This window comes from Kitasatospora sp. NPDC059088, from assembly GCF_042738155.1.
In the GTDB taxonomy this organism is placed as follows: domain Bacteria; phylum Actinomycetota; class Actinomycetes; order Streptomycetales; family Streptomycetaceae; genus Kitasatospora.
On sequence record NZ_JBHYGR010000137.1, the window covers coordinates 1 to 25,565 of the forward strand.

General features: G+C 71.5%; 21 protein-coding genes. 14 read left to right on the top strand and 7 right to left on the bottom strand.

Annotated elements, in window-relative coordinates; genetic code table 11:
* From ACFWXO_RS37820 to ACFWXO_RS37830, 3 genes are all read right to left on the bottom strand, one after another.
* Nucleotides 1-1,115: ParB/RepB/Spo0J family partition protein (locus tag ACFWXO_RS37820; RefSeq protein ID WP_380529909.1), on the bottom strand; the 1,115-nt coding region annotated here is incomplete at its 3' end.
* Nucleotides 1,115-1,774 carry a ParA family protein gene (locus ACFWXO_RS37825; protein WP_380529911.1) on the bottom strand — a complete coding sequence of 220 codons (660 nt, stop codon included), beginning with the start codon at nt 1,772-1,774 and terminating at the stop codon, nt 1,115-1,117. The genes ACFWXO_RS37825 and ACFWXO_RS37820, both read right to left, overlap by 1 nt.
* Before the next feature lie 596 nt (nt 1,775-2,370).
* On the bottom strand, nt 2,371-2,520 hold the full coding sequence (locus ACFWXO_RS37830; RefSeq protein ID WP_380529913.1) for a hypothetical protein: 150 nt from the start codon (nt 2,518-2,520) through the stop codon (nt 2,371-2,373).
* Between the two features lie 603 nt (nt 2,521-3,123).
* On the opposite strand from ACFWXO_RS37830, the gene ACFWXO_RS37835 reads away from it, so the two are divergent.
* From ACFWXO_RS37835 to ACFWXO_RS37860, 6 genes are all read left to right on the top strand, one after another.
* A complete protein-coding gene (locus ACFWXO_RS37835; protein WP_380529915.1) occupies nt 3,124-3,459 on the top strand; it encodes a helix-turn-helix domain-containing protein in 336 nt (111 codons plus the stop codon).
* A gap of 7 nt (nt 3,460-3,466) precedes the next feature.
* Nucleotides 3,467-5,674 carry a hypothetical protein gene (locus tag ACFWXO_RS37840; protein ID WP_380529917.1) on the top strand — a complete coding sequence of 736 codons (2,208 nt, stop codon included), beginning with the start codon at nt 3,467-3,469 and terminating at the stop codon, nt 5,672-5,674.
* Nucleotides 5,671-6,108 carry a hypothetical protein gene (locus ACFWXO_RS37845; protein WP_380529919.1) on the top strand — a complete coding sequence of 146 codons (438 nt, stop codon included), beginning with the start codon at nt 5,671-5,673 and terminating at the stop codon, nt 6,106-6,108. The genes ACFWXO_RS37840 and ACFWXO_RS37845 overlap by 4 nt, the downstream gene beginning before the upstream one ends.
* Before the next feature lie 50 nt (nt 6,109-6,158).
* The gene (locus tag ACFWXO_RS37850) at nt 6,159-6,866 is read left to right on the top strand and encodes a helix-turn-helix domain containing protein (RefSeq protein ID WP_380529921.1); all 708 of its coding nucleotides are present in this window, start codon (nt 6,159-6,161) and stop codon (nt 6,864-6,866) included.
* 118 nt (nt 6,867-6,984) lie between these two features.
* Nucleotides 6,985-9,333 carry a Helicase associated domain protein gene (locus tag ACFWXO_RS37855; protein WP_380529923.1) on the top strand — a complete coding sequence of 783 codons (2,349 nt, stop codon included), beginning with the start codon at nt 6,985-6,987 and terminating at the stop codon, nt 9,331-9,333.
* A gap of 355 nt (nt 9,334-9,688) precedes the next feature.
* Nucleotides 9,689-10,486: a hypothetical protein gene (locus ACFWXO_RS37860; protein WP_380529925.1), complete on the top strand. Its 798-nt coding sequence runs from the start codon at nt 9,689-9,691 to the stop codon at nt 10,484-10,486.
* Nucleotides 10,487-10,775: 289 nt separating this feature from the next.
* Here the strand turns inward: ACFWXO_RS37860 and ACFWXO_RS37865 are convergent, their stop codons facing one another.
* Complete coding sequence (locus ACFWXO_RS37865; RefSeq protein WP_380529927.1) at nt 10,776-11,090, bottom strand: hypothetical protein; 315 nt, start codon at nt 11,088-11,090, stop codon at nt 10,776-10,778.
* A 115-nt stretch (nt 11,091-11,205) separates the two neighbouring features.
* Nucleotides 11,206-11,475: a hypothetical protein gene (locus tag ACFWXO_RS37870; RefSeq protein ID WP_380529929.1), complete on the bottom strand. Its 270-nt coding sequence runs from the start codon at nt 11,473-11,475 to the stop codon at nt 11,206-11,208.
* A 1,411-nt stretch (nt 11,476-12,886) separates the two neighbouring features.
* Here ACFWXO_RS37870 and ACFWXO_RS37875 point away from each other — a divergent pair.
* Complete coding sequence (locus tag ACFWXO_RS37875) at nt 12,887-13,720, top strand: hypothetical protein (RefSeq protein ID WP_380529931.1); 834 nt, start codon at nt 12,887-12,889, stop codon at nt 13,718-13,720.
* A gap of 1,105 nt (nt 13,721-14,825) precedes the next feature.
* Here the strand turns inward: ACFWXO_RS37875 and ACFWXO_RS37880 are convergent.
* Nucleotides 14,826-15,209 (bottom strand): hypothetical protein, encoded by a 384-nt coding sequence (locus tag ACFWXO_RS37880; protein WP_380529933.1) that lies wholly within the window; start codon nt 15,207-15,209, stop codon nt 14,826-14,828.
* Nucleotides 15,210-15,614: 405 nt separating this feature from the next.
* Here ACFWXO_RS37880 and ACFWXO_RS37885 point away from each other — a divergent pair, with 405 nt between their 5' ends.
* From ACFWXO_RS37885 to ACFWXO_RS37910, 6 genes are all read left to right on the top strand, one after another.
* Nucleotides 15,615-17,150 (top strand): Mu transposase C-terminal domain-containing protein, encoded by a 1,536-nt coding sequence (locus ACFWXO_RS37885; protein WP_380529947.1) that lies wholly within the window; start codon nt 15,615-15,617, stop codon nt 17,148-17,150.
* A gap of 170 nt (nt 17,151-17,320) precedes the next feature.
* Nucleotides 17,321-18,106 carry an ATP-binding protein gene (locus tag ACFWXO_RS37890; RefSeq protein WP_380529935.1) on the top strand — a complete coding sequence of 262 codons (786 nt, stop codon included), beginning with the start codon at nt 17,321-17,323 and terminating at the stop codon, nt 18,104-18,106.
* Nucleotides 18,107-18,117: 11 nt separating this feature from the next.
* A complete protein-coding gene (locus ACFWXO_RS37895) occupies nt 18,118-19,851 on the top strand; it encodes a helicase associated domain-containing protein (RefSeq protein WP_380529937.1) in 1,734 nt (577 codons plus the stop codon).
* Nucleotides 19,852-20,005: 154 nt separating this feature from the next.
* Nucleotides 20,006-21,181, top strand: a complete 1,176-nt coding sequence (locus ACFWXO_RS37900; protein ID WP_380529939.1) for an endonuclease domain-containing protein — start codon at nt 20,006-20,008, stop codon at nt 21,179-21,181.
* A gap of 45 nt (nt 21,182-21,226) precedes the next feature.
* Nucleotides 21,227-21,358 (top strand): hypothetical protein, encoded by a 132-nt coding sequence (locus ACFWXO_RS37905; RefSeq protein ID WP_380529941.1) that lies wholly within the window; start codon nt 21,227-21,229, stop codon nt 21,356-21,358.
* 1 nt (nt 21,359) lies between these two features.
* Nucleotides 21,360-21,932: a hypothetical protein gene (locus tag ACFWXO_RS37910; protein WP_380529943.1), complete on the top strand. Its 573-nt coding sequence runs from the start codon at nt 21,360-21,362 to the stop codon at nt 21,930-21,932.
* An 820-nt stretch (nt 21,933-22,752) separates the two neighbouring features.
* On the opposite strand, the gene ACFWXO_RS37915 is transcribed toward ACFWXO_RS37910, so the two are convergent.
* Nucleotides 22,753-24,012 (bottom strand): helix-turn-helix domain-containing protein, encoded by a 1,260-nt coding sequence (locus tag ACFWXO_RS37915; RefSeq protein WP_380529945.1) that lies wholly within the window; start codon nt 24,010-24,012, stop codon nt 22,753-22,755.
* A gap of 172 nt (nt 24,013-24,184) precedes the next feature.
* Between ACFWXO_RS37915 and ACFWXO_RS37920 the strand changes: the two genes are divergently transcribed.
* Nucleotides 24,185-24,379, top strand: coding sequence for a hypothetical protein (locus ACFWXO_RS37920; RefSeq protein ID WP_045704081.1), 195 nt, complete (start codon nt 24,185-24,187; stop codon nt 24,377-24,379).
* Nucleotides 24,380-25,565 lie beyond the last annotated feature (1,186 nt).

The window sequence follows — 25,565 nt, forward strand, 5'->3', positions numbered from 1 at the left end:
AGGCGGTAGGCCTCGTCGGGGGAGAGGGTGCGGCAGATGGCGTCGGCGAGTTGTTCGACGTTGTGCCAGTCGACGTGGTCGAGGTCCGTCTCCGGTGCGGCCACCGTCGGCTGCTCGTCGGCCGGGGTGAGGGCCCGCTGTTCCGGCATCGGGAGGGGGGCGGGGTTTTCTGCGGAAAATTGGTCGGCGCCCGGAGCCGGCTCAGGACTCGGAAGCGGACTACGGAGTGCAGGTTCCGACCGGTCGGCAGCGGGCTTCGGCGTGACCACCTCGGCGGCGGGCGCAGTGGGCTGGGGAGCCGGGGCCTGTTGAACCACCGGCTGCTGCGCCGGCGCTTCGGCAGGGGCCTTGGCCGCCGCCTTGGCCTCCAGCTTCGCTGCGCGTCTGGCTGTCACCGCGTCGGTGTCGGCCTGGAGCAGCTGCTCCAGCTCGGCGGTCTGCTGGTCGAGGGTCATCGTTTCGATGCCTTTGACGGAGCCGAGGCGGCGGGCGACGTTGATGGGTAGGCCGTCTTCGCCGCGGGCTTTGGCGCGGATCTGGCGTTGGAGTTCGGGGTGGAGCTTCAACAGGTTCTTGCGGTGGGAGATCCAGCTCTGGGACCAGCCCTCGGCTTGGGCGGCGTCTTTGGCGGTGGGGTATTGGGAGACGATGAGTTGGACGGCGTTGGCTTCTTCGACGGGGTCGAAGTCCTTGCGGGCCATGTTCTCGTCGAGGGCGGCGCGTAGGAGGGTGGCCTTGGTGTGGGCGACGGTGTCGTCGACGACGACGAGGAGTCGTTCGCGGCCGTAGAGTGCGGCGGCGGCGCGTCGGCGGTTGCCGTTGACGATGACCACGTCGTCGGGGCCGGCGCCCAGGTGGTGGCGGTCTTCGGGCCACAGGCGCAGGTAGGCGGCGGGGGTGACGGCCAGGCAGCTCTGGAGTTGGCGGTCCTTGATGCTGGCGAGGTCGGAGAGGTCGCCGAGTTCGTCGCGGGGGTTGCGGGGGTTGGGCAGGCAGTGGGTGGTGGGGATCCACTGGGCGGGGGTGTCGCCGCCCGCGGGGGTGTGGTCGACGCCGGGGGTGTCGACGACGGTGTCGGCGGCCATGGAGGCGAAGGAGACGCGGCGCCCGGCCATCAGCGGCCCCCGTATCCGAGTTCGAGGGAGAGGCGGAAGAAGTCCTCGCGGGCGCGGTAGGCGGTGCCGCTCTCCTTGTACTGGGTGACGACGGTTCCCTCGGCGACGGCGCGGGAGTGGATCTTGTAGCGGCGTAGGACGGTCTTGGCGTGCGGCCATCCGCGGGCGGCGATGTAGGCCTCGGTGTCCTCGAGGTCGGCGCGTCCGTCGCGGGGGTCCCAGTTGTTGACGACGACCCGGTAGGGGATGCCCATCGGTTCGATGACCTTCTGGATGGTGCGCGCGGTGGGGTCGAAGCACAGGGGTTCGGTGATCATCGGGACGAGGACGTCGTCGGCGATCTCCAGGGCGCGGCGCAGGATCTCCTCGTCGGCGAGGGTGCCGGGGGTGTCGATGAAGATGTGCTGGTATTCGTCCTTGGTGCCGAGGACGTCGAAGGTGCAGGCGGCGAGGTTGACCGTGGTGGTGGTCTTGCCGACGCCGCCCTTCTGGTTGGCGATGACGTGGATCTTCGCGCCGGTCCTCTTGAGGTGGACGAGCTGTTCGGCGTGGTCGTGGGCGGCCATGAAGTCGAAGGGGAGGTTGTCGCCCACCCGTTCGGCCCAGACGACGGCGGACCCCTGGGGGTCGGTGGACACGACGAGTACCGATGGCTTCATGTTGTTCCGTTCTCTCCGTGGGCTTCCCGGGCGGCGTTCGCCCGGTACTTCGGAATGCCCGCCGTTCAGAGCCGTGGACGGTGGACCGCAACAGCATTCCAGATGACCGGCGCCGGGCCTGACACGACCCGCGCGTGTCGGGGGCCCGTGCGCCGGCGCCACGGGACCCGCCTCCCCGGGCAGGGCGTCGGGCCGCCTGCCGGGCTCTTCGCGTCTGCGGGCCCCGGCGGGTGGCGGGCACCCGGGACGCGGACGCCGGGGCGGGGCACGGGTGCGCCGGCCCGCGCGTGTGAGCGCGGGGCACGGCGTCCGCGAAGTCGCCCGGCTCCCAACGGGCGTGCGGTCGCGGGGCCCGGCGCCCAGGGTCGTCCGGTGCCCGGGGACGGTGTGCCGTGGCGCGGTGCCCGGCGGTGCTCCATGGCCGGCGGGCCGGTGCGGGCCGCCCGCCCGCCGGGTCCGGCTCGGGAGGCACGGTCAAGAAGTTGCAAAGACGTTACATCACTACACGTCAGGAAGGCCTCCCCGTGCCAGCGGGGCAGCGGGTGAACATTGCGCCGCACATTCTCGGAAAGCCCTCCTCCCCGCGCCAGCGGGAGTCAGCGGGCTGCCAGCAGGACGCTCGACCACTCGTCGGCCTCCTCCCCGTACCTGTGGGGTCGGCCGAGCATTGTCGTCAGCGGGCGGCTGTCCATGGCTTCCTCCCCGTAGCCGCGGGGGTGGTCGGGGCGCATCGGCGCTGCGGACACGGCTTCAACTCCTCCCCGCGGCTGTGGGGTCGGCCGACGGCCGGCGTGCGGCCGAGGACGCCCAGCGGATCCAAGCCGCCCGCCGCCCGACCGAGCGGTAGAGCGGGCCGGTCCCGAACCCGCACTTCGGTGACTGCGGACGGGGCGGGCGGTCACGCTGGTGCTGCGGTCGTGAACATCCGTCGGCTACGGCTCCGAACCATCGGAGTGGAGGTCTTCACCGGCCCACGACCTCGCCCACTGCCCGCACTCGTTCCGCATGGCGCCGCGGAGACCAGGCTCGCTCCCGAACCGACCACTACCGGCGACAGCGGGTCGCCGCTGTCCGCCGCAACCTCGCCCACCGGCCCACTGCGCCCCGCGTCACGGTTCTCCATGACCGGGATCCTGGTACGGGCTCGGACGGCGCAGCTCAGGGGTCTTGAGGAGCCGTCCCTGGCCGGGGTCACCCGGCAAGCGGTGGGGACCGCCGGTCATAGGACGGCCGTCGGCTCGGTGAGCGGTCCCCGACCGTGCTGTGAGGTCATCACGAGCACTTTCACGAGTCCGGAATGCGGCTCACGGTGTTGCGCCTCGGATATCTTTCCTGGCGGGAGGTATGTGATGTCTGAGATCTTCGCGGCGGTGGACGCGCTGTTGGCCAAGGCCCGGGACGGTGGTGACCTGCCGGAGCCGGTCGAGCGGGAGCGGCTGCGCAAGGCCGCCGGCCTGACCCAGGTCGAGGTGGCGCAGGCCCTGGGGACCCGGCGGGAGACCTTCGCCAAGTGGGAGAGCGGCGCCGCGCAGCCGCGGGCTCCCAGGCGCGGCGCCTACGCCTTCCTGCTCGCGGGTCTGGCCGACCTCCACGGCACTCGGGGCCCGGACGGCTGGCTCACCCTCGCCCGTCGGGCCCGCCCCCTCGCCACCGACACCGGCGTCTGTACCGCAGAGGGGGAGTGACCCGCTGATGGATCGGAAGTCGTACACCGTCGAGCTCGCCGGTCTGCGCGGGCTGCGCGCCGAGATCACGGCCGCCGAGAAGACGGTCGCGGCCGCGCAGAAGGAGCTGGACAGGCTCACTGCCCAGCGCGCGCGCCGGGTGGCCGGGCTGGCGGGGTACGAGGGCGCCCAGGCCGCAGCGGTCGCGAAGGCCTCCGGGCTGTCGGTCGGCGACGTGGTGCGGATCGCCCCGCTGCTGGACCCGACCCCGGCCGCTGTCCGCGCCGCTAAGGCCGACGACCAGGCTGCTGCCGCGCCCGCCCTGGTGCCCGTGGCCGCGCCGGTCGACGAGCCCGCCGCTGCGGTCGCTCCGGCGCTGACCCGTCCGGCTCCCGTACTCGAGCGGCCGGCCCCGGCCGCACCGCTGGCCGAGGCGCCGGCCGAGGTCGAGGACCAGGCCGTCGCCGAGCTGCCCACCCCCGCCGCTGCGCTGGTCGTCCCGGCGGTCTCGGTCGCTCCGGTCGCTGCTGCTGGTCCGCGTGAGCTGCCCGTCCTCCCGGAGGGCCCGGCCGGTGCCCGGTTCGAGGCCGTCACCACGGGCCTGGTCTCCAAGCGCCCGAACTTCGTCCAGCAGGCACGCTCGACGGTGTTCCTGGACGCGTCGACCGGCGACCTGGCGGTGCGCGACCGGACCGTGCGGCTCGACCTCGGCGCCCGCACCCCGGGCGAGATCCTGGACGCCGTCCTGCACGCCTCGCCGGGCACGGAGCGGATCTACATCACCGCCGGCGCCCCCTGGCACGACGGCGCCGAGCGCTACTCCACGCTCAAGGACGCGGTCGCCGCCTGGCTGAATACGCCGTCCGAGCGGTGGGCCACCGCCGTCGGCTCGGGCCGGGACAAGCTCGCCGGGCACTTCGTCCACCAGCGCCAGCCCGTCGGCCGCTACGCCCCGGCCGCCGCGCCGGACAGCGGCAGCACCGAGATCCGCTCCATGGGGGAGTGGTTCGACCCGGACGGCGCCGACGTGACGACCTGCCGCCAGGCGTTCACGCTGCTGTGGCAGGCGCTGCGCCGCCACTGGGACGACGCGGTCCTGATGGGCTCGCCGTCGCAGACCGGCCGGGACCTGTGGTCGCGTACCGTCCCGACGACCGGCAAGTGGGCCGGCGGCTACCCGGTGCTCTCCGAGGAGCTGCGCGGGCTGCTGCACGCGACCGGCGGGCAGGGCCGCACCGAGCTGATCCTGCCCCCGCGCGTCCCGGAGCAGCTGCCCGCCCTCGTCGAGTACGACCGCACCTTCGCCTACGCCAAGCACCTGTGGAAGTCCCCGGTCGGCACGCCCCGTCGGATCACCGCCGCCGCGTTCGCCGCGATGACCGAGCAGGAGCAGGCCAAGGCCCTGATGTCCTGCTCGCACTGGAACGTGCGCGTGACCGTCCCGCAGGGCTGGAACCACGTCGGGCTGCTGCCCGCCCCGGTGACCGGGGACCGCGCCTGGGTCTACCCGTCCGAGCCGGGGACGACGTTCACCACGTGGGTGGGCGGCGCGGAGGTCCACCTGGCGCTGTCCAACCACCTCGCCCCGTGGCGGATCGAGGTCCTGGGCGGCCTGCTCTTCGAGGACGGCAAGCCGCTGGACGAGTGGGGCAAGCGGTTGAAGGCGGCCTGGGCGGACCTGACCAACCTCTCCCGCGTCCACGGCGACGAGCGGCAGCGCCAGGCCGCCTACCTCGCCTCCCGCGCCGTCCGCAGCGTGCTGCTGTTCGGCCTCGGCGGCTTCGCCCAGCGTCCGCGCCTGGTCTCCGGCACCACCCCCATTGGCGAGACCCTCCCCGCCGGGGTGGAGATCCTGGGCCAGGACAGCGAGGTGGTGACCTGGCAGCGGCAGGCCGGCTTCTCCCGCGACCCCTACGCGCACCCCGAGTGGGCGGCCTACGTGTGGTCGGGGGCGCGGGCGGCGCTGCTGGACATGAAGTACCGGCAGGGCAAGGAGGTCGTCGGCTACGCCGGCGCCCTGCACGCCAAGCCCGGCACGGTCGTGTACTTCGGCACCGACGGTATCGCCCTGACGGAGCGCCAGCCCTGGCCCTACCGCGGTGAGCCCGGCGACTACCTCCTCAAGGGCCACCTCACCGGCCCCATCGAGCACCCGACCAGCCAGGAGCAGTACCTCAAGCTGCGCGTCCTGGGCCGCGCCGAACTCTCCGCCACCGAGAAGGGAGCTGACCAGTGAGTCCGGCCGACCCGAACCACCCGAACCAAGCCTGCCGCCCAACCCAGGAGCTGAACGGCCACGACGACGCACGCCACAGGACCCGCGACGGCCAGTTCCCGCTGGTGCTGTACCGGCACGACGGCGAGCTGATGCTGCCCGCCGCCCACGCCACCGCCCTGCTGCGCCACGTCGCCGAGACCGTGCGGATGTGGCGTGTGAGGGGCGAGGTGCCGTTGGACCTGATGACCACCGCCCGGATCTACGACTCCGTGGTGCGCTACGCCGCCGACCTCGACAACGCGATTGCCGCGGCCGACGCCGGCGACCGGACCGGCCATGGCGTGGACCGGGCCGCGGCGGACGAGCTCGTGCGGGACCTGGCCGAGCTCGCCGACGCCTACCTCGCCGACGGCGAGCCGACCGAACCGCGCCTGCCCGCGGCTGGGGCCTGACGGGCATCCGCCCGCGACCGAACCTGACACCACAGCGAAGGAGTTGACCAGTGAGCCCGGCCGACCCGAACAGCCCGAACGAAGCCGCCCGGTTGACCCAGGAGTTGCTGGACCAGGGCTACACCAAGCGCCAGGTCGCCAAGCTGCTGGGCAGGGACGCCAGTCTGGTCAGCCAGTTCTTCACGAAGGGCAAGGGCGCGAGCATGGTCGGCGCGCTGCGTCAGTTGGTCCGCGCGGTGCGCGGCGGCGAGCGTGACATCGAGGCGTTGTCCGGGATCGCGGAGGCGAACACCAAGCGGCGCCGCACCAAGACCGGGCAGAAGGCGCGGGTGCGGGGCAAGGACACCGTCGGCGAGGCCGGCGGGTCGATGGCCGGCCGCGCGGGCAAGCAGGCCATCCGCTCCGGGGCCTCCCACCTCGCCCCGGTGGTGCACGAGACCGGCCAGGCAGGCGGCCGCCTGGCCTTCACCGTCCGGATGAAGGCCGACCAGTACGTCTACAGCGCGGGCTCGGAGAAGGACTCCGGCGGCATCCGCCGCGGCTTCATCCCCCGCTCCGACGGCACCGAGGAACGCACCTACGGCTCCAGCTCGACCGGCGGGTTCGACGCAGCCGAGTGGTCCCAGCGGGTCGCCGACCACCACGGCGACGTGACCGAGGCGATGCGGGAGTGGCTGGTGGAGACCGGCCGCGCCGTCGAGGACGCCGACATCGCCTACCTCGAGGTCCGCGGCTGGATCCCCGAGGACCAGCAGTAGTCCGGTCGGCCTCTCCCCATCCATGACCTGGCCCCGGGGAGAGTCCGACCGCACCGACCCTCCCACAGCACCGCCCGCGCCGCCCCGACGTCTCAGCATCCGAAGGAGAAGCACCGCCGTGGAGACCACCACCGTCGCCGAGCAGGACGTGCTGGCCGGGCCGCGCGCCCAGGCCGTACCGCCGGTTCCGGCGCAGCCGTCCGGCACGGTCAACCCGCTGCCGCTGCACTGGTTCCAGAAGGATGCCGTCGCGGCCGCGGTACGCGAGGTGAAGGACGGCGGCCGCGCCACGGTGGTCGCCGCGACCGGCTCCGGCAAGACCCTCATCGCGGCCGGCTGTGCCCGCCGCGTGGCGGCGAAGGGCCGGGTGCTCGTGCTGGTGCCGACGATCGAGCTGCTGGAGCAGACCGCGGAGGCCTGGTCGCTGCGGGGCGGACGCCGAGGGCTGGCGGTGGCGGCGTGTTCGCGGGAGGAGGCGCTGGAGAGCGCGGAGGCCGGCGGCCGCGTCCACGCCCAGGTCACCACCCAGGCCCCGCGGATCGCCGACCTGGTCGCCAAGGAGAAGCCCGGCGAGCCGGTCACCGTGTACGCCACCTACGCCTCGCTGGAACGCATCGTCCAGGCCCACCAGCTATACGGCCTGCCCGAGTGGGACCTCGTGGTGGTCGACGAGGCCCACCGCACGGCCGGTTCGGAGGGCAAGGCGTGGGCCGCGGTCCACGCCGACGACCAGGTCCCGGCGAAGCGCCGGCTGTACTTCACCGCCACCCCGCGGATCACCGACGACCGGCGCGCGAAGGACGGCCTGGCCGACCTCACCGACACCGACGGCCAGGCGCTGCCCGCGCTCTGCTCCATGGACGACGAGACGATCTACGGCAAGACCTGCTTCACCTGGACCCTCGGGCAGGGGATCGAGCACGGCTACCTCGCCGACTACCGTGTCCTGGTCCCCGTCGTCACCGATGAGGACCTGCGCGACCTGCTGAACCTGCCCGCCGTCGCGGACCTGCGCTCCCAGCGCTCCAACGAGGAACTGCTGCGCCTGGCCCTCCAGGTCGCGGTGCTGCGCGCGGTCGCGGACCTGGGGCTGCGCCGCGTCATCACCTTCCACTCCCGGGTGTCCGGGGCGCGGGAGTTCGCCGGCACCCTGCCCGCCGCCGTCGGCCTGCTCAAGGACGCGGACCGGCCGGAGCGGATCTGGGCGAAGGCGGTGGCCGGCACCGACCGCCTGCGCGAGCGCCGCCAGGCGTTCGCCGAGTTCAAGGCCCACACCGGCGAGGACGGCGAGGAGTGCGGGATCCTGTGCAACAGTCGGCTCCTGTCGGAAGGAATCGACGTCCAGGCCGTGGATTCGGTGTGCTTCGCGGATCCGAAGTCGTCGGTGATCGACATCGTCCAGGCGGTGGGCCGGGCGCTGCGTCAGTCCTACCGGCAGGGCAAGGTCTCCTGGATCGTCATCCCGGTCTACCTGCCGACGCCGGAGGTCGGGGACGACACGGCGGCCGCGGACCCGGCCGAGGTCCGCGACGCTGGGGAGGCGGTGAAGGCCGAGGCGGACGCCGGGATCGAGGCTTCCTCGTTCCGGACGATCTGGCGGGTCCTGCGGGCGCTGGCGGCGCATGACGCCCGGGTGGTGGGCCGGATCACCGAAGTGCGCGCCCACCGTGCCCAGCCCCGGCTCACCACCACCGTGGCCGAGGCCTCCGCCGACGGGGCCGCCGGGGCGGGGGAGGGCGGCCAGCCGGCGGTGGAGCAGGGGTCGGCGGTGGACTGGCTGCGGATCGACGCCCGCCGCCACGCCGGGGCGATCCTCCAGACGATCAAGCTGCGGGCGTTCAACCCGCGGGCGGTGGAGTGGCAGCGCATGCACGCCGTCGCGACCGCGTTCCGCCTGGAGCACGGCCACCTCGACCCCACCGACCGCGAGAAGCACGCCGGCCTGATCTCCTGGCTGGACCGGCAGCGCCACCTGAACGGCCAGGGCCTCCTCGACGCGGCCCGGGTCAGCGAGCTGGAGGCGCTGGGGATGATCTGGTCGAAGCACGCGAACGCCTGGGAGCGCGGCCACGCCTATGCCCGCGCCTGGGCCGCCCGGCACGGCCACCTTGCGATCCCCGCTGCGGAGAAGCTGGACGGCTACGCGGTCGGGGCCTGGATGCGCCGCCAACGCCGCGCCGACAACCTGACCTCCGAGCAGACGGCGGTGCTGGACGGCCTGGACGAGCTGTGGCGGTTGGAGCCGGACTGGAACAGATCGTACCGGCGCCTGCTCGCCTACCTGACTGCTGGCGGCACCCTGGACGGCCCCGTCAACCGCACCGGCCTCGGCGACGACCCCGCCTTTCGGCCCGGGACCTGGCTGCGCAAGCAGGCGACGGCCCGCACCGACGGGAAGCTGACCGACCACCAGGCCGCGCTCCTGGACGCGCTTCACCAGCACGAGGCCGAGACCGTGGCGGGCTGATCCCGCCCGCACACCCCTGCCGCACCGCTCTCCGCGACCCCGGAGCTGCGGAGGGGCCGGCAGTCCGCCCCCGGCCGCCACCACCCGGTGGCGGCCGCCGTTGAACCGCGCAGCCGATGAAGGGGAGGCACCGATGCCGGAATCCGTGACACCATCCCCACCCTCCTCCCCGGACTACCAGGGGACGCCGGACCACCGGCACGTGTGCCCTGGGCAGCCGCAGCCGGGCGGCCCAGGGCACACCCCCCGTACCCACCGAGGAGGACACCCGTATGCCCGAGTTCGACCCGTCAAGGCTCCGAACCGCAAGGCCCGGGGCGGGAGCCCGGCCCACCGCCCGCTCGCGGGGGGCCCGATGACGGACCAGCACAGCCCGGCGGGCTGGAACAGCATCGCCGACCACCACGACCGGATCCGCCACCTCGTCAACCGTGGCGCCGACCTCGTCCCAGCCACCGGTTCCACCCTTCCCGCCCTGAGCCTCGGGGGGATCTCGGCCACCCTCCACATCGACCACTACGGCGTCACCCATCTCAACCTCCACACCGACCAGGCGGACGGGGCCCTGCGGCAGACCGCCGACGGCCGGCTCCCGGTGCAGCTCGACGTCGATCACCACACCATCGCCTGCTGCTGGCCCGGCGGACGAGGGCCGGGCGCGGATTCCGGACTGAGCCACCTCACCGAGCTCACCACCGACACCGTTGCCCGGCACACCACCATGCCCGCGGCGACCATCGTTTACGGCACCGCGACCGGCCCCCTGCCCCGCCACGCGTCCACGAGCCGCATCCGCCACGTCGTCCTGGACGTGCTCCACCACGGCGGATCCGCCCACGTACTGGCGACCGGCCTCATCGCCCTCTCCTACCCGGGCCGCGGAGACGCGACGGTCTACCCCAACCCGACGGCCCAGCAGCCGCGCTGCCGACGCTGCGGATCATGGAGTGCCGAGCACGGAGAGAGCCCGTGCCCAGGCTTCGAACCGATGACGGCCACCGACGGCGACGTCTGCATCCGCTGCGGCCAGCAGCGGGCCGAGCATTCTTGGCAGCCGAGCGCCGCCTGCGACCACTACGCCGACGACCCCTGGTGGGACGACGACGAAGGGGACGACGAAGACGACGAAGACCCGGACAACTGCCCGTACTGATCCGCTCCCCCGCAGCCCGTCGCACGCCCGAGGACCCGGCGAGCTCCAGCCCCCAGGCGTGGCCGGGGCGGGTCCGTGGCACCGCACGGTAGGGGAGAGGGAGAGCCGGTCAAGCCCGGCCGGGAACGGGCTCCACGATGACCGGCGGGCCCGTGGGCGGGCATGCCCTACACCGTCCTGCCGGCCGGTCAACCCCCTTCCGGCCTGCGGGAATCCGCCCCCGGGACGACGACGGCCGCCACCCCGCACGGGGTGGCGGCCGGAAGGGGAACTGCAGCCCGTCGTGCTGCTACGCCGTCGCGGCCGGGGGCGTCTCGTCCACGTGCATGAGCGCGGTGCGGGCGGCGACGCGGTCCCCGGCGGGGAGCTGGGCCCAGAACGGGTGCTCCATCACCACCAGCGCGGCCTGGCGTTCGGCCTCGACCAGCCGGGAGGACTCGGCGTACTGTTCCTCGCCCACCCCTCGCAGCATGGCCTTGAGGTCACCACCCCACGGCGGCAGACCGGCGAGGAATCCGCTGCGCTCGGCACGGGCCGCGACCAGGGCGCGCTGCGCCTGGCGGAGGTCGTCGGGGTAGTCGAACGTCATCTGCTTCGCGGCCACCAGCAGATCGTACGTGCGCCCGAGGAGTCCGGCGGTCGGGCGCACCGCCGTCGGGGCCGGCCGTCCGGCTGCCGGGCCGCCCTGCTGTTGGACGTCGCCGGTTGCGGGGTTCGGATCAGCCGGCGGAAGGGATGCTGGCGGCCGGGCAGCCGAATGACAGCAAGTACAGGTGTGAGTAGGAGTGCAGGCTGACGTACGAGACCGTGTTCCTGAGAGGGATGTCGCCGAACCAGTCTGCGGTGGTGCCGCAGGCCGCGTAGAGGATCTCGGCGTCGCTGGCGGGGGCGGCCGCGGCGGGTGCTGCGGACAGTGTGCCGGTGGCCAGGAGTGCGACTGCCAGGCATGCGGTTGCGCGCTGAACGTGCTGCATCAGGACTCTGGTCACGGTCGCTCCTTCGAGGCCCGCCGGGCGTAGGCGTGTTCGCGGTTCCCGGCGCTGCTTGTCCCGTCGATCTGACGTACAGCCGATTCCATCAGTACCTGTTTTCGAACCCCGAAGTAGCAGGCCAGCCGGGGGTTGCCCGAAAAGCGAGGTTTGAGGAAGCGTTCGCCGAACGGTTGCTGTGACCGTTCGGCGAACGGAACCGCTGGGGGCGCATGAGACGCGTGTGGCGTTCTTCATGAAGACCAGGCGCCAGAGGCCGGCGAAGTCAGTCGGTGGCCGGAGAGCCTTGATCGTTCTCAAGGTCGCCGGGGCGAACTTGGCCAACTCTCCGCCTGCAAGCAGGCTACCGAAGTCCCGTCAGCCAGGGGTTCGGAAACAGGTACTCAGCGCGGTGCCGGTAGCGCAGCTCAAGGAGCCCCTTGGAGCGAGTCCTGCCAAGTGAGGGGTGGAGGGTGTGACCTTGTGGCTGTGGCTGGGTTGTTTTGGGTGTTTTAGGCGTTTATCGGGTGCCCTTGAAGTGCGGTTCGGGGTGGTGTCCGGGTTGGGGTGGCGGCCTGCGGGGGCCTGGTTCTGGTAACGTTCCGTGTTCGCTGTGTGCATGTCATCCGAGTGGTGGGGGTGTCGGGTGCCCTGTGGAGTGCGGGGGTTTTCGGTGGCGGGTTTCCCGGGTTTTCCCCGTGGTTTGTGAGGCGGGTTTACGGGCTGGGTTGCCGGGGTTTTCCTGCTGGTTTTCTGGCTGCTTTTCCCTGTGGGTTTGTGTCGGGTTTTCCGGGGTGTGGGGACGGGTGTTCCGGTCCGGTGGCTGTCCGCCCGCGGTCCGGGCCGGTTTGGTGTCGGCGTCCTGATGGTGGCCGCCGCCGGGACGCCGTCCTGGTCGTCCTCCTCCCTCCGCTGCGCCGCCCGCGGCCAGGACGGCGTCCTGCTCGTCCATGGCCGGTCCGGCCGGTCGGGCCGCCGCGGCGGTGGAGATCCGGGTTTCCTGCCGTGGGTCCGGGCCGTTCCGTTGTCCTGCTGTCCGGCCGTTCCGGAATTCTGGAACGGCCGCTGGCTGGGCTCCGTTCGTTGGGGCCGTCCTGCCGCCGCCCGGTTCTGGGTGTGTGTCTCAGTTGGCCGGTTTGTCGTCGGATGGCTGGGACGGTCTCAGGGTGTTCGTCCTGGTGGGGGTGTTCTGGGTGGGGGTGTTGGGACGGGCGTCCCCGCCGTCCTCGGCGCCGTCCCTGTCCTCTGACAAGCGATCTTGACCGATTGACAACTGACCTTGACTGGTGAGCCCAGTGCGGCAGTTCTGCCCCTGGGCTCACCTTGGCGGGACACGCCGCGACCTCCCAGGAGGCCGATAGGCTCAGGTTCTATGACTCGAAGGTCAGCGAGTGCGGCTTCGCACATTGAGTATCCACCCGTCCGCAACGCGATGGACTATCTGGACAGTGTGGTCGACCACCTCGCAGATGAGCCGGAACCCCGTGACCTGAAGTACGCCGTCCTTCACCTACAGGCCGCTGCCGAGGTACTTCTGAAAGCACGGCTATTGCAGGAGCACTGGAGTCTGGTCTTCAAGGATCCTGGCCGCGCAGACCGCGCACGTTTCCAGAGCGGAGACTTCGAGAGCTGCGGGACTGCCGAAACCATCGCTCGACTGCGCGGCATCGTTGGCCTGGAGCTCCCCAGATCCGCTGAAGACGAGCTCAAGAAGCTCGCCGCATGGCGCAACGCACTTCAGCACTTCGGCCTGACAGTCCCCGCCCAAGCTGTGCAAGCCCGTACCGCCGTCATCCTTGACTTCCTCTTGCTCTTCATCAACGAGCACCTCATCCCAAACCTCAACGGGATAGACCTCGAGTACGCCAACGAGGGCGAGTTTTACATCCTCAACCGGCTCCACAGCTTGAAGGCCCTTACCAAGGCTCGCATGGGCCGTCTCCTTCCTGCCCTAGCCACACACGCTGAACGAACTGTTGACTGCCCCGACTGTGGGCAGCTTGCTCTGGTCGTCGGCTCCACGCCTATTCAGTGCCGCTTCTGCGGCGTAGAGCACCACAATGCCGAAAACTTCGCCATGTTCTACGTCGGCGTCGGCCTGGGCTTGGAATGGGAACCAGGCTACGAGAACGTCGCCGACTGGCCGATCCGGACCTGCGCCAGCTGCACTAGGCACGCTCTGGTCCTGGAGGCCGGAACCGCAGCTGCCCCAGGCGAGCACACGCCCCTCTGCTTCGCCTGCGGCGCAATCGCAACCACTGAATGATCCGAGCACGGGCTCCTAGGAAGAAGCACCTCCCTCTGCCCCGTTCGGTCAAGATCGCTTGGCAATCGGTCAAGGTCGCCTGTCAGAGGCCAGTCCCGGCCGCTGTGCCCTGGAGGCGGTCCGGTCGGGCCCTGAGGTGTGGGTCGCTGGGGTTGTTGTGGGGGTGCGCGTCACGGGCAATGGTTGTGGCGCGCACCCTGACCGCGATCCTGCCAGGGGAGGCCGGCTGTTCCTGCCCCGGGGGTTGTCGGGTGCGGGTGCCCCGGGGTGTCCGCGGGGCGGAGCTCCACCGCCGAGTTCCCCGGCCGGGCTCCGCCCACGGAGTTCTGCGGCCGGGGCTGGGCCGGGGGGCGGTGGGTCGGGCCGGCTCTGTGTCCGGGGTTTCCGGGAGGGGCTGTGGGGCCCGTTTTCGGGCGTTTGTCCTGCGGTGTTGTAGGCGATATCCGGGACGATTTCCCGAGGGGTCGTCAGGCCCTGACCACCGTCGAAGGCCTGAGCTTTCTTAGGCTTCTTTCATGGGGGAGTCATTCCGGCTTTCCCCGGCTCGTTCCCCCCGGTGCTGTGCCCTGGTTGTCCAGGGGATGTATCCGGGTGTTTTGCGGGGAGAGTCGGTGTCGATTGTAGGCCGGTGTTCGGTGCGGTTTCGGGGAGGAAGCAAGGGTTGGTTCCGGGTGTTTGACGACGGGTGTTCTGGTGTGTGTTCGCCGGGGTTTTAAGGGGGGCTGTTCGGTGGTTCTCCGTGGTGGTATTGCGGGTGGTTTCCCGGGGTAGTCCGTGCGGGTTTCCGGGGGGTCTGCTTGGAGGCTTTCACTGGGGGTTTCTCGGTGGTACTGCCGGGCCCCGTCCACGGCGTCGTTCTGGTGACGTTCTGTGATGATCGGCGTTTGGTTTTCACTGGCTCGGCATGGCTGTTCACCGGGGTGGCCGAGGTTCTTTTCCCTGGTCACGGGTGTCCGTAGCCGGGGTTGGTGAACGGTGGAGCCGGATGCGCGGTGAAGTGTCGCGCTGTATCGCGGTGAAGAGCTGGCGCTGATCGTTATCGCTGACCCCAGGGCGTGGTCTGTGACCGTGGTCCTGGAGCGGGAGCTGCGCGGCTCGTAGCTTTCTATGGAGTGTTCTGTCTCTCGGAGCCCTGTGGACCGAAGACCCGGGCCACACAGTGATCGAGAAGATCACCGAAAGCTTGAGCTGAATCGATGTCAGGGGTCGGCAGCGCTCCCGCGTCGTCGATGGTCGCGATGAAGTCGATGTCGGCCCACCCGCCACGGAACAGAACGACCGAGAGCTGCGCGTCGCCGGGGCCTGTGATGAGGATGCCGATCGAGTCGGGTTCGGTCACCGAAGACCGGTCCGTTTCGAGGCGCTGTGGCCACGGCGCGGCCTCGTCCCGCCAGCTCACGTGCCCGACTACCAGCCCCCGGCGCTCCCAGTCCGTCCTGCGTTCGGCGACTTCGACAGCCGCGTGATCAAGATCGATGACTCGCTCCATGTGCAGATCATGACGACCAGCGAGTGCGTCCTCTACCTGTTTCAGCCGGCGCCGGCCATGCCTTCACCAGCCCGAGCACATGCTTCAGTTCCCGACGCGATGTGCGGGGGCGGTCCCCGGGGCTGGTGAAAGGGGCCCGCCGCGGTGGTGAACAGCGGGAGCCGAACGCTGCTGCCCGTGGCAGTGGAGACCTGTGGGGATCGGCGTCCGGTGAAACATCGACTGCGGAGCTTCCCTTCGATCGTGTGCTGTTGTGCGGCGTGTCGGGATGTGGCCAGGTGTTGGGGGACAGCCTGCTGCCGACAGCGAATTCGCCGAGTTCCGCGGACTCGTACCCTTCAGCAAGTTGGGGGTGTGGTGGTAGTTCCTGATCCGCTCGGGCCGGTGCTGGATCGGTCCGCCGCGGTGGCGAGGTTGATGGATCTGGACGGCCGGGGTGAGCTGACGACTGCTCATGTGCGGCTGGTCGCCTCGTCTCTCGGGGTGACTGTGCGGGCGGTGTGGTACTGGGTCGCCGCGGCGCGTAAGGAAGGCCGGTTCTCGCCGCGCCCCCGCACGCAGCTGACCGTCACCCCGGAGATCCGGCGTCTGCTGGCGTTGTGGGGAGGCAACGTCTCGGCCGTCCACCGTGAACTGGTGACCCTCGCGGCGGACGACCCCGATACAGGGCCGGTGCTGTCGCTGTCGGCACTGCACCGCGCGGTGGTGCGGGAGTTGTCGGTGGGGGAGCGGGCCGGTCTGCGCGGCGGGGAGGCGGCCCGGCGGGCGCATGACGTGTTCGGGAAGCGGCCGGTGTTGTGGAGGAACGCGTGCTGGGAGGGCGACCACAAGCATATGCCGGTGCAGGTCGATGTCGAGGGCGAGTTGGGGTGTCCGTGGATCACGTGGTTCATCGACTGCGCCACCAAGTACATCCTCGGCCTGGCAGTCACACCGCACGCCCCGTCGAGGGACGCGGTGCTGGCGGCGCTGCGCACCTCGATCACCCGTACCGAACCGTTCGGCCCCGCCGGGGGCCTACCCGCCCTGGTTCGTGTCGACCGGGGCAAGGAGTTCCTGTCCACCACGGTGACCGCCGCGCTGGGCGCGTTCGCGGTCCCCGTGCATGACCTGCCTGCCTACACCCCGTACTTGAAGGGCACGGTCGAGGCGCTGAACGACGCGGTTGAGGAGATGTTCCTCGTCTCCCTGCCGCGCTACACCCACCGCCAAAGGCTCACCGGAGGCCGGCTCGCCGATCCGGACGCGCCGCCGCTGACGTTCGCCGCGTTCGTCGCGCTGCTCCTGGACTGGGTGCGCTGGTGGAACACCGGGCACCACCCGTCCGCCCTGGGCGGCCTGACCCCCCTCGAAGCCTGGAACGCGGACCCGACGCCCCTGCGCGACGTCCCGCCCGAGCACCTCGCGTTCTTCGCCCTGGAGGACGACGGCCGCACCCGCACGATCACCACGAACGGCATCTCCTGGCGCCGCCATGCCTACATCGCCCCGTGGATGGTCGGCCACACCGGCACGAAGGTCCGCCTGCGCCACCTGCCGCACCACGACGGCGAGATCGAGGTATTCGACGCGTCCACCGGCCGCCACCTTGGCTCCGCTCATCTCGCCGAGCAGGCGAGCCCGGAGCAGGTCCGTGCTCTGCGCTCGGCCCGCACCGCCGCCGCCCGCCGGCTGCGCGCGGACCTGAAGGCCGCGGAGAAGCTGCGCCGTCGACGGTTCGCCGCCGCGACCACCCCGGCCCCGCCGCGGCCGCTCGGCACCCTGACCGCTGCGGAGGCCGACGCCGAGCTCGCGGCAGCCGACGGCCGGGACCTCCAAGCGCTGGCCCTGCCCGGGCTACTCCCGCACGCCCCGGTCCCGGACGGATGGGTCCTGCCCCGCACCACGGCGCATGCCGAGCCCGAGCGCGCCGACGGCGACCCAGCGGATCCACCGGCCTGAACGGCCGCAGTCCGCACCGCACCGCAGTCGCACCCGTGTCCGCCTACGACCCGTTTCAAGCCCCGCTCGTCGCCCTGGCCCGGCCGGCCGGGCCGTGACCCCATTCAGACCCGCCACCGGCCCCATCTGCCTGCCCGTTCCTATCTCTTGAATCCGTAGGAGCCCGCATCGTGACCACCGCACCCGCCGTCCGTCCCGGCATGCTGCCGCCGGAGCGCGCCGATCACTACCTGCACCTGGAAGGCGCCTGCACCGTCGCCACCGAGGCGCTGCGCACCGCCCGGGAGAACATCGCCGCCACCCTGGAGGCCCGCGCGATGATGTGCATCTCCGGCGCGGCGGGCAACGGCAAGTCCCTGTCGGTGAACGCCTCGCTGCGCCTGCTCGCACCGCACAACTCCTACCGGATCGCGTTCCGGGCCCGCCCCACCCCGCGCGACATCCGCCACGAGCTCTTCCGTGCCCTGGGCCTGCCTGGCGAGCCGCCCGCACGCCCGATCGAGTTCGACGCCGTCCTCAAAGACGCCCTGGCCCGCGGCTTCCACGTGCTGGTCTGCGACGAGGCCCAGTGGATGTCCAGGGAGTGTTTCGAGTACTGGCGCTACCTGTGGGACGACCCCGCAACCGACATCGCCGTCGTCTTCGCCGGCGGTGACGGCTGCGCGAAGGTGCTGCGCCGCGAGCCGATGCTCGCCTCCCGCGTCTACATCTGGCAGCAGGCCCGCCCGCTCACCCTGCCCGAGGTTCTGGCCACCATCCCCGCCTTCCATCCGCTGTGGGGGGGCGTGGACGCCGATCTGATCGCCCTGGTCGACAAGCAGGCCGCGCACGGCAACTTCCGCGAGTGGGCCCGGATCACCAAACTCGCCACCGACGGCCTGGCCGCCCAGGGCGGCACCCGTATCGACGAGCACCTGCTGCGCCAGGTCTACGACCGCATCGGCATCAGCACGTGAACCCGCGCCCGGTGCCCGGTGTCACTCTGGCTCTCGACCCGGGCGACGACGCGGCCTGCACCAGGGCGGCGCTGGCCGCCCACGACCCCGCTGCTGGCCGTATCACCGTGCACCCGACTCCGGGCACCACCCGCGCCGACGACCTCGCTCTCGACGTCCTGGCCGCCCTCGACAAGCCCTACACCCCGCCCGGCCCCTGGAGCAGAGCCCACGGCCTGCTGTGGGCGGCCACGGCCGCCTGGATCCTCGCCACCCCTGCCCGGCACGTGACTGTCCTGCGCGCCCACCTCCTCGCCCCACCCACCTGGCGGCTCCTGCTGGACCTGCAGCAGCGCACCGGCATCCACCTGACCCTCGTCTGCCACCGCACCACGCCACCCGCCCTCACCGCGGCCCTGCACCAGACAGCGCACACGACCACCACAGGCCTGCCCCCGCACGCCCTGCCCTGCCCCCAGCCGAGCACGTCGCTGCCGCCCATCCCGCGCGCCTCCAGCCTCGACTGGCTGACGATCCCGACCCTGACCCGCCTCGCCCTGTCGGACATCCCCGAACCCCTCTGCACCACCTGCACCCCCGCACCGCCCAGCACCAAGGGACGCCCCCTGCTCGACAGCCTCCCCAGCGAGGCCGTCCAGCGCATCCACCGTCTCGCCCACCCCCAACACGCCGCAGCGCTCGCCACCGCCCTCGTCACCGGCGCGCCCTTCCACCACCTCGCCACCGCCACCCCCGCCGACTACCACCCCACCCGCGCCACCCTCACCCTCCACGCCCCACCCCACGGCCGAACCCCCGCCCGCTGCGCCACCTACGGACTCCCGCCCTGGGCAGGCCTCTTGCTGGACGCCACCGCCCACTACCTGAGCCTCACCACAGCCGGCACCCGCCTCCTCGCCCCGCCCGAGCACTCCCTGGCACCCCTGCTGCAGAGCGCCGAGCACTGCCGACTGCGCCCGCCCCAGCACCCCCACCCCACGAAGCGCCCAACCCGCTACGCCTTCCCCGGAGCGCTGCCGGACGGCCCCGACTGGACAGCCTTCGTCGACATTCTCGACCTGCCACCGCACCTGGCCGGCGCAGTCCAGCGGCGCCGCCGGCTCCAGGAAGAGGGCACGCGCTGGCGCGAGTGGGAGCGCATGTACGCCGATGCGGCCGCCTTCCACGCCGAACACCACCACCTGGACCCCACCGACCCCGACCACGACAGCCCCCTGATGACCTGGATCGCCCGCCAGCGCCACCTCAAGGGCTGCGGTGAACTCGCCCTCGCCCGTATCACCGAACTCGACGCACTCGGCATGATCTGGTCGAAGAACGCAGGCGCCTGGGAACGCGGCCACGCCTACGCCCGCGCCTGGGCGGCCCGCACCGGACACCTCGCCATCCCCGTCAAAGCAACGTTGGACGGCTACGCCATCGGCGCCTGGATGCGCCGCCAGCGCAAGGCCGCGGGCCTGACCGACCACCAGCACCACGCCCTCGACGCCCTCGACCCGCTCTGGCAACTGGAGCCCGACTGGAACCGCTCCTACCGCCGCCTGACCGCCTACCTCGCCGAAGGCGGCAGCCTCACCGGCCCGGTCAACCGCACCGGCCACACGAGCGACCCCCACTTCCGCCCCGGATCCTGGCTACGCAAGCAGAACCGCCTCGCCTCCACCGGAGGGCACACTGCCCAGCAGACCGCGCTGCTCGACGCCCTCGGCCCCTGGCAGACGACCTCCCCGCCACAGCCCCACTGACAAAGGACGGAAGCGACCCGCAGCCTGTTGCGGAAGGGCGCCAGGACCCGCGGTTGCGACCCGGTTCAGTCGGCAGAGCTTCGCAGCTGCGCCACCAGACCGGATCAGCCGATCACCCTGGCCCGTTGTCAGAGCCGGGTGGCAGGCTGGTCGGATGATCAGTCAAAAGCTGGCTGTGCAGTGCCTGGCCGAGGAGATGCGCGGCTGCCCGGTCCCGACGGTGCCGGAGCAGTTCCAGCGCAAGCGTTTCGCCGAGCACGATTTCGTCTTCTTCGGGCATGTGCCGGTGCGTGCCCACAAGCTCGCAAACCGGTGGCAGTTCGACGAATCCGAGGTGCGCACAGCCGGGCGCACCATAGTCGCGCTGTCGTGGGACCCCAGCGACCTCGTCGACCCACGGCCGCACAGTCCCGGCAAGCCCAAGCCGGCGACACCAGCTCGCACAGGCTGGAGAGAACAGATCCGTCGCTGGGCCGACCACGCGGGCTTCGTTATGCGGATGAAGAACGGCTGCTCGTGTGGAACGTCCTGCCAGCGCCGCTCCGACGGGTGGGCGCTTCCCTGCGGCCTGACCCCCGAGGGCCTGCTCCAGCGCTGCGCCAACCACTCCATCGCCTGCGTGCTTCCAGTCCCCACGCTGGTCTGGTCGCACGACACATGGCTGATCCCGCGCACCCTCGCTCTCATTCTCGACCAGTGGGAGGAGGCCGAGACCGCGCTGGCTGCCAGCAGCCACGTCTGCGGCACCTGCGGCGCGCACAGCACGGACTCGACCTGGCACACATCCACCACCAGCGGCTGGAAGGTGATCTGCCCCGCCTGCGCCGCCGCAGGACTGCGCCGCTACCAGCAGGAACTGGCAGGAGCCACCTACGCGGGCGTACGAGAACGCGGGCCGCGGGCCGAGGACTTCCTGTGCGCGATATGCGAACCGGCCCGGCCCGCAGCCGCCTGGGACCACTGCCACGAACACGGCCTAATCCGCGGACCCCTGTGCGGCAGCTGCAACACCATGGAAGGCCAAGGCAAGGAATTCCTCGCCCGCAAAGGCAGCGTGCAGCACCTCCTGAACTGCAACGACTGCCGCGCCCACCGCACCCTGCCACCGCACCACAGACTCGCCGCGCTGCGCCGCCACCTTCACCTCGAACGAGGTCTTCAGGGGTGCGATGTGCCGATGCACATGTGCGTGTCCGTCACCGAGGTCGCCGACAGCGGATATGAATGCACGGTCCGCTGTTTCGGGCAAAGAAGCTCTTCACGTCTGCGTCTGACGGCGGCTGAGGCAGAGCTCATCCTGGCCCGGACAGCCGAGTCCGGGATGCTCTGAGCGCCGGGGCGCACAGGCCCGCGCGGCGGCGGACCCCGTCCAAGCGTGAGCTGGTGGCCGCGCTGGTCTCCGCCCTGGACGAACCTGCACCTCGTCGAGGAGCGCGGCATGTGGGTCGTGCGGCTGCCCCGCGCCCTCGCGCGGGAGGCGAGCTGCTCGGCGTGGCATGCTGCCTAGCATGGTCGACACTCCTGATTTCAACGCCTCGGGCGGGACGTGGTCGTTCGCGACCGCACGTGAGCCGGCCGAGTTCCCCGCGGTCGAGGTCGAAGGCGTGCCCGGTGTCGAGCACGCCGGGGGAGCGGGCCGTACCCTGTGCGGGATCCGCGACCGGTACCTGAAGCTCTTCCTGCACCACTTCCAGCCGCGGGCATTGGCCTCGTGCCGCAAGTGTCGAGCGCTGGCCGAGGGGGCGCCGTCCCAGCCATGCGGGCAGGAACGCCTGCACGACCTGCTTCTCCAGGAAGCCGAAGACGGGCCGCTGCGTACGGACCTGCTCGCCGCGCTGCGCCGGGGTGCGCGGATCGCGATCTGGATCACCGGCCCGGCAAAGGACCTCACCCGCTTCCACTCGCGGATCGACCGGATGACGGAGGAGGCCGGCCCGGCCGCCGAGGCGCTCGCAGCGGCCAAAACCTCCATCACACTGGCCCGTGTCGAGGACACGGACCGGCACTACCTCGTTGTCCTGTCGCCAGACGGCCGCGCCCGCATCGCGCGCGGAGCGGTGGCTGGCTCTCCTGCGGCTTAGCCCCTCCTCCGACAACACCAATCCTGCGGGGCGCTGCCCCTTCGTCCGGTCCGCGCGACCAACGCTGCGCTGCGCCCGTGCTGGACGTGCCGGGGCTCGATCGGGGGAAGAGCGGGCTCCTCGCTGGAGCTGCGGGAGAAGGTGGGCCGGACCGGCTGGAGTGCCCGGAGTGCGTACAAGGCCTGCGCCGCAAAGGACTTGGGCCCGCTGGTGCTGCCGGTCCCGACCAAGCGCGAGCTGGTGGCCGCGCTGCTCTCCACTCCGGACGATCCGTGGTGGGAGGACCGCGCGCGCTGCACGCGAAGCTCTACCCGGTGAGGGGCCGTCGAGTGTGACCTGTTGGTTGTGGTGGGCGTGTTTTGTCCTCGGGGGCCAGGTTGTCTGGACCTTTGGTTGTGCCTATTGGGGTGGTGGCGAGGGAGAGGTGGCCGGACTGCTTTGGTGACTGTGTGTGGTGGCGAGGGAGGGTTGGGGTCGGGTCGGGCCGCTTGGGGGGGCGGGCTCGGTGCCGTGGGTTGTTTTCGGGGGTTAATTCCACCGGGTATTCCGCCCGGTTGTTTTGGCGGATTGGTTGCTGGTGGTGATGTGAGTTCGGGTCGGAATTGTGGGGCGGGGCGGTGGAGGCCCCGGGGGCCTACGGGCTGCCCGTCCCGCCGAGCCCTGCTGCGGTCGGTGCCGTCGGGAGTATGGAAGCCTGGCTCGGCGTTCGCCCCGGCAGCCCGGTCGTCGTCCTCGGCGGCGGTCCCGGCCGCTGTCGCCCGCTGGCCGCCGTCCGGACCGGGCCGGCTTGGGGCGGGGCTGCTGGCGTGCTGAGGGTCTGTCAGGGCCACATGTGCTGAGCACGCAGTCGCCGCACGCGTTCGTCCGCTCGTTCCAGGTCCTCGCGTGTGGGGTCGGGGCCCAGAACCAGCAGGAGGTACGGCGCGAGCCCGTCGAACGCCTCCCGTACTTCCGACAGGGCGCCCCGGTAGGCCCTGCGCCGGCGCAGGGCGGGGTCGCACATCTCTTCCCATTCGAGTTCGTCGCCGGACGCCCCCGGGTCGATCACCAGGTCGCTGTCGAATCCGTCGAGCGGGACCTGTGACTCCAGTGCCCGGCGCAGTGCCCGAAGGGCCGTGTCGGCCCGTGCCACGGCTCCGTCGTCGGTTCCGGCCTTGCCGGGCCCGGTGTCTGGTGCCTCGGACAAGCCGGGAACGGTACGGTCCGGCTGCGGGAGCATCCCGTGTCGGTTCAGCACGTCGAGCAGGGCCTGGTAGGCCGTGTCGAACCGGTCGCGGGCCGCGTGCAGGCCGTCGAGCTGCTGGCGGCGCTGGGGGACGTAGTCCGTCAGGACCCGCCACGGTGACCCGGGGTCGGGCCCGTGCATCCCCTCCAGCTCGAGCTCCAGTGCCATCGCCGTCTCCTCCACCACCGTGTACGCCTGGTGCAGAGCCGGGTCGATGAAGCCGACGACCTCGGCGCGCAGCTCCTCGCAGGCGAGCGTGAACGCGTCGTCGACGCTGGTGTGGACGCGGTCCATCGGCTTGGCCCGCAGGGTGCGCAGCCACGGCTCGTACGGGGGCAGCGCGGCCAGGAGGCGGGCGGCCTTCGCGGCGTCGCCCGCCGCGAAGGCGCCGTTCCCCGACTCTGTGCCCGGGACGTCCCCGCTGCTGGCGTCCTGAGGCTGCCCCGCGGCTACGCGCCCGCCTTCCTCCCCGCTACCTGACCGCCGGGTCCGGGCCCCTCGGACGTGCGCGTCGCCGGCCGTGCCCCGGGGCACGCCCATGCCCTGGCGCCGTTCACGCTCTGCTGACCGACGCAGCCTCTCCCACTCCTCGACGCCCTTGCGCGGGCGACCCGGATCGCGCCTTTCGGCGAGGGGCTCCAGCACCTCTACCAGGGCGCGGAGCACCTGCGGGTCGGACGGTACGGACTTGCCGTTGAACCACTCGCTCAGGGACGGCTTCTTGAACTTCACCGCTCGGGCCGGGTGTTTCTCCGACCAGATTTCGCCGAGCCTCATGATCTCCGCCAGAGAGCACCCCGAGGCCTCCTTCAAGGCCTGGAGCTCCCGCCCGAACTCCTCCATCGCTTCCCCCACCGCGCGCTCCCCTCCGGCTGCTCCGAACGCTCGTCGAACCCTAGCCGAACCCCCCACGACCAGGACGGACACACCGTTCGTCACCCAAGCGCCTCGCCGGACCCCTTCCCGAACCACTCGACTGCTCCATGCCCGGCCGGCACACCGCCGCCCCGACCTCAGGAGCACCCACGTGAACGCCCACCGCCTCGCCACCCCTGTCCGCCGAGCCCTGGAGGCCCTGCACGCCGCAGCCCGCCGACCGGTCGTCACGGCCGTTCTGAACCTGCTGTGCACGGCCGCCGCCCGAGCCATCGCCGACACCCTGCTGCACCCGCTGCTCACCACCACCGTCCACATCCTCACGAACACCCTGCCGCACCCCTGACGCACCGCCCGGCCAGGACATCGCCCCGGTCGGCGGCGTCCTGGCCGGCCGTCAGGCCGCCCCCGCTGCGCTCGTTTTGGCCGTCCGGCCGCTGTGCCCGTGCCCGCCCTGGCCGCCCGGTGCCGCGCCCCGCTGCGCCTCGCCCTGGCCGCCGTCCTGGTCTGGTGTTCGGTTTGGTGTCGCTGCTCCGGGAATTGCTCGGGTGATGCTGGACGGGATTTCCTGGACGGTCGGGAAGGGCGGTCGCCGTGTCGTCGTGGAGGGCCGTAGGCCCCTTTCCGGTGCGCCTGGATTCGATTTCTGTCCGCTGCGCCCCGCAAGGCTTTCTGATTGCCGCCTGAAAGAAAGTGGAAAGAAATTCGCATTCTCGCCTGGAGCGCGGCCGGATAGAGCCGTGATGGACGGTTTCCGCGAGGTTGCTTGTTCTCCTCCGGCACCCGTCAGGGAACCTGTAGGATAGCGCTGTGCGGAAGCCGTGGAAACGCTGCTGGATTCGGTTCGGATTCCGGTTGGGAGTCTGCGGTTGAGGGCCGGTCAGGGGCCGCCGTCCGGGGTGCTTGTGAGGGCCCGCCACCCGGGGCCGGGAGATCCCGGGCCGGACCGGTGGCCCGGGGGTGTCTCTCGAGGGCCGCAGGCCCCGTCCCGGAGGCGGAGGATGGGCCGCCAGCCCAGCAGCCGCAAGGCGAAACCGCCCCCGAGCGCCCCACCGGCCGGGGCCGAGGGAGGGCTCCCGGGGGTGGGGTTGTGACTGATACCGGAAGTCCGCGACACATCGTCAACGCCGAGGGCCGCAGGCCCCGGCCGGCACCCCGCCCGTCCGGAGGGATGGGCTGCTACCCGAATTCCGCGTCACATCGTCAACGCCCGCCCCCGGGCGCAGCCCGGGAAAGCCCTGCCAGACAATCGGCCCGTAGGGCCGTGAAAACACCGGCCAAACAAGACCGGAAAGACGACCGGCTGACGGGCCGTAGGCCCGGCATAATGCCACCCAATAGGCGGAGCGCAGCGACGCCCCACGCCAGCCACGAACCACCCGAGCAAACCCACGGATTCGCCGCAGGCGAATACCCCCCAACCCCCCCCCCCCCCCCCGGGGCCCCCCCGGGGGCCCCCCCCCGCGCCCCCGCGCCCCCCCGCCCCCCCGTTTGTTTATAAATAAAACCCGGGCCCCACATCCCAAAAAAAT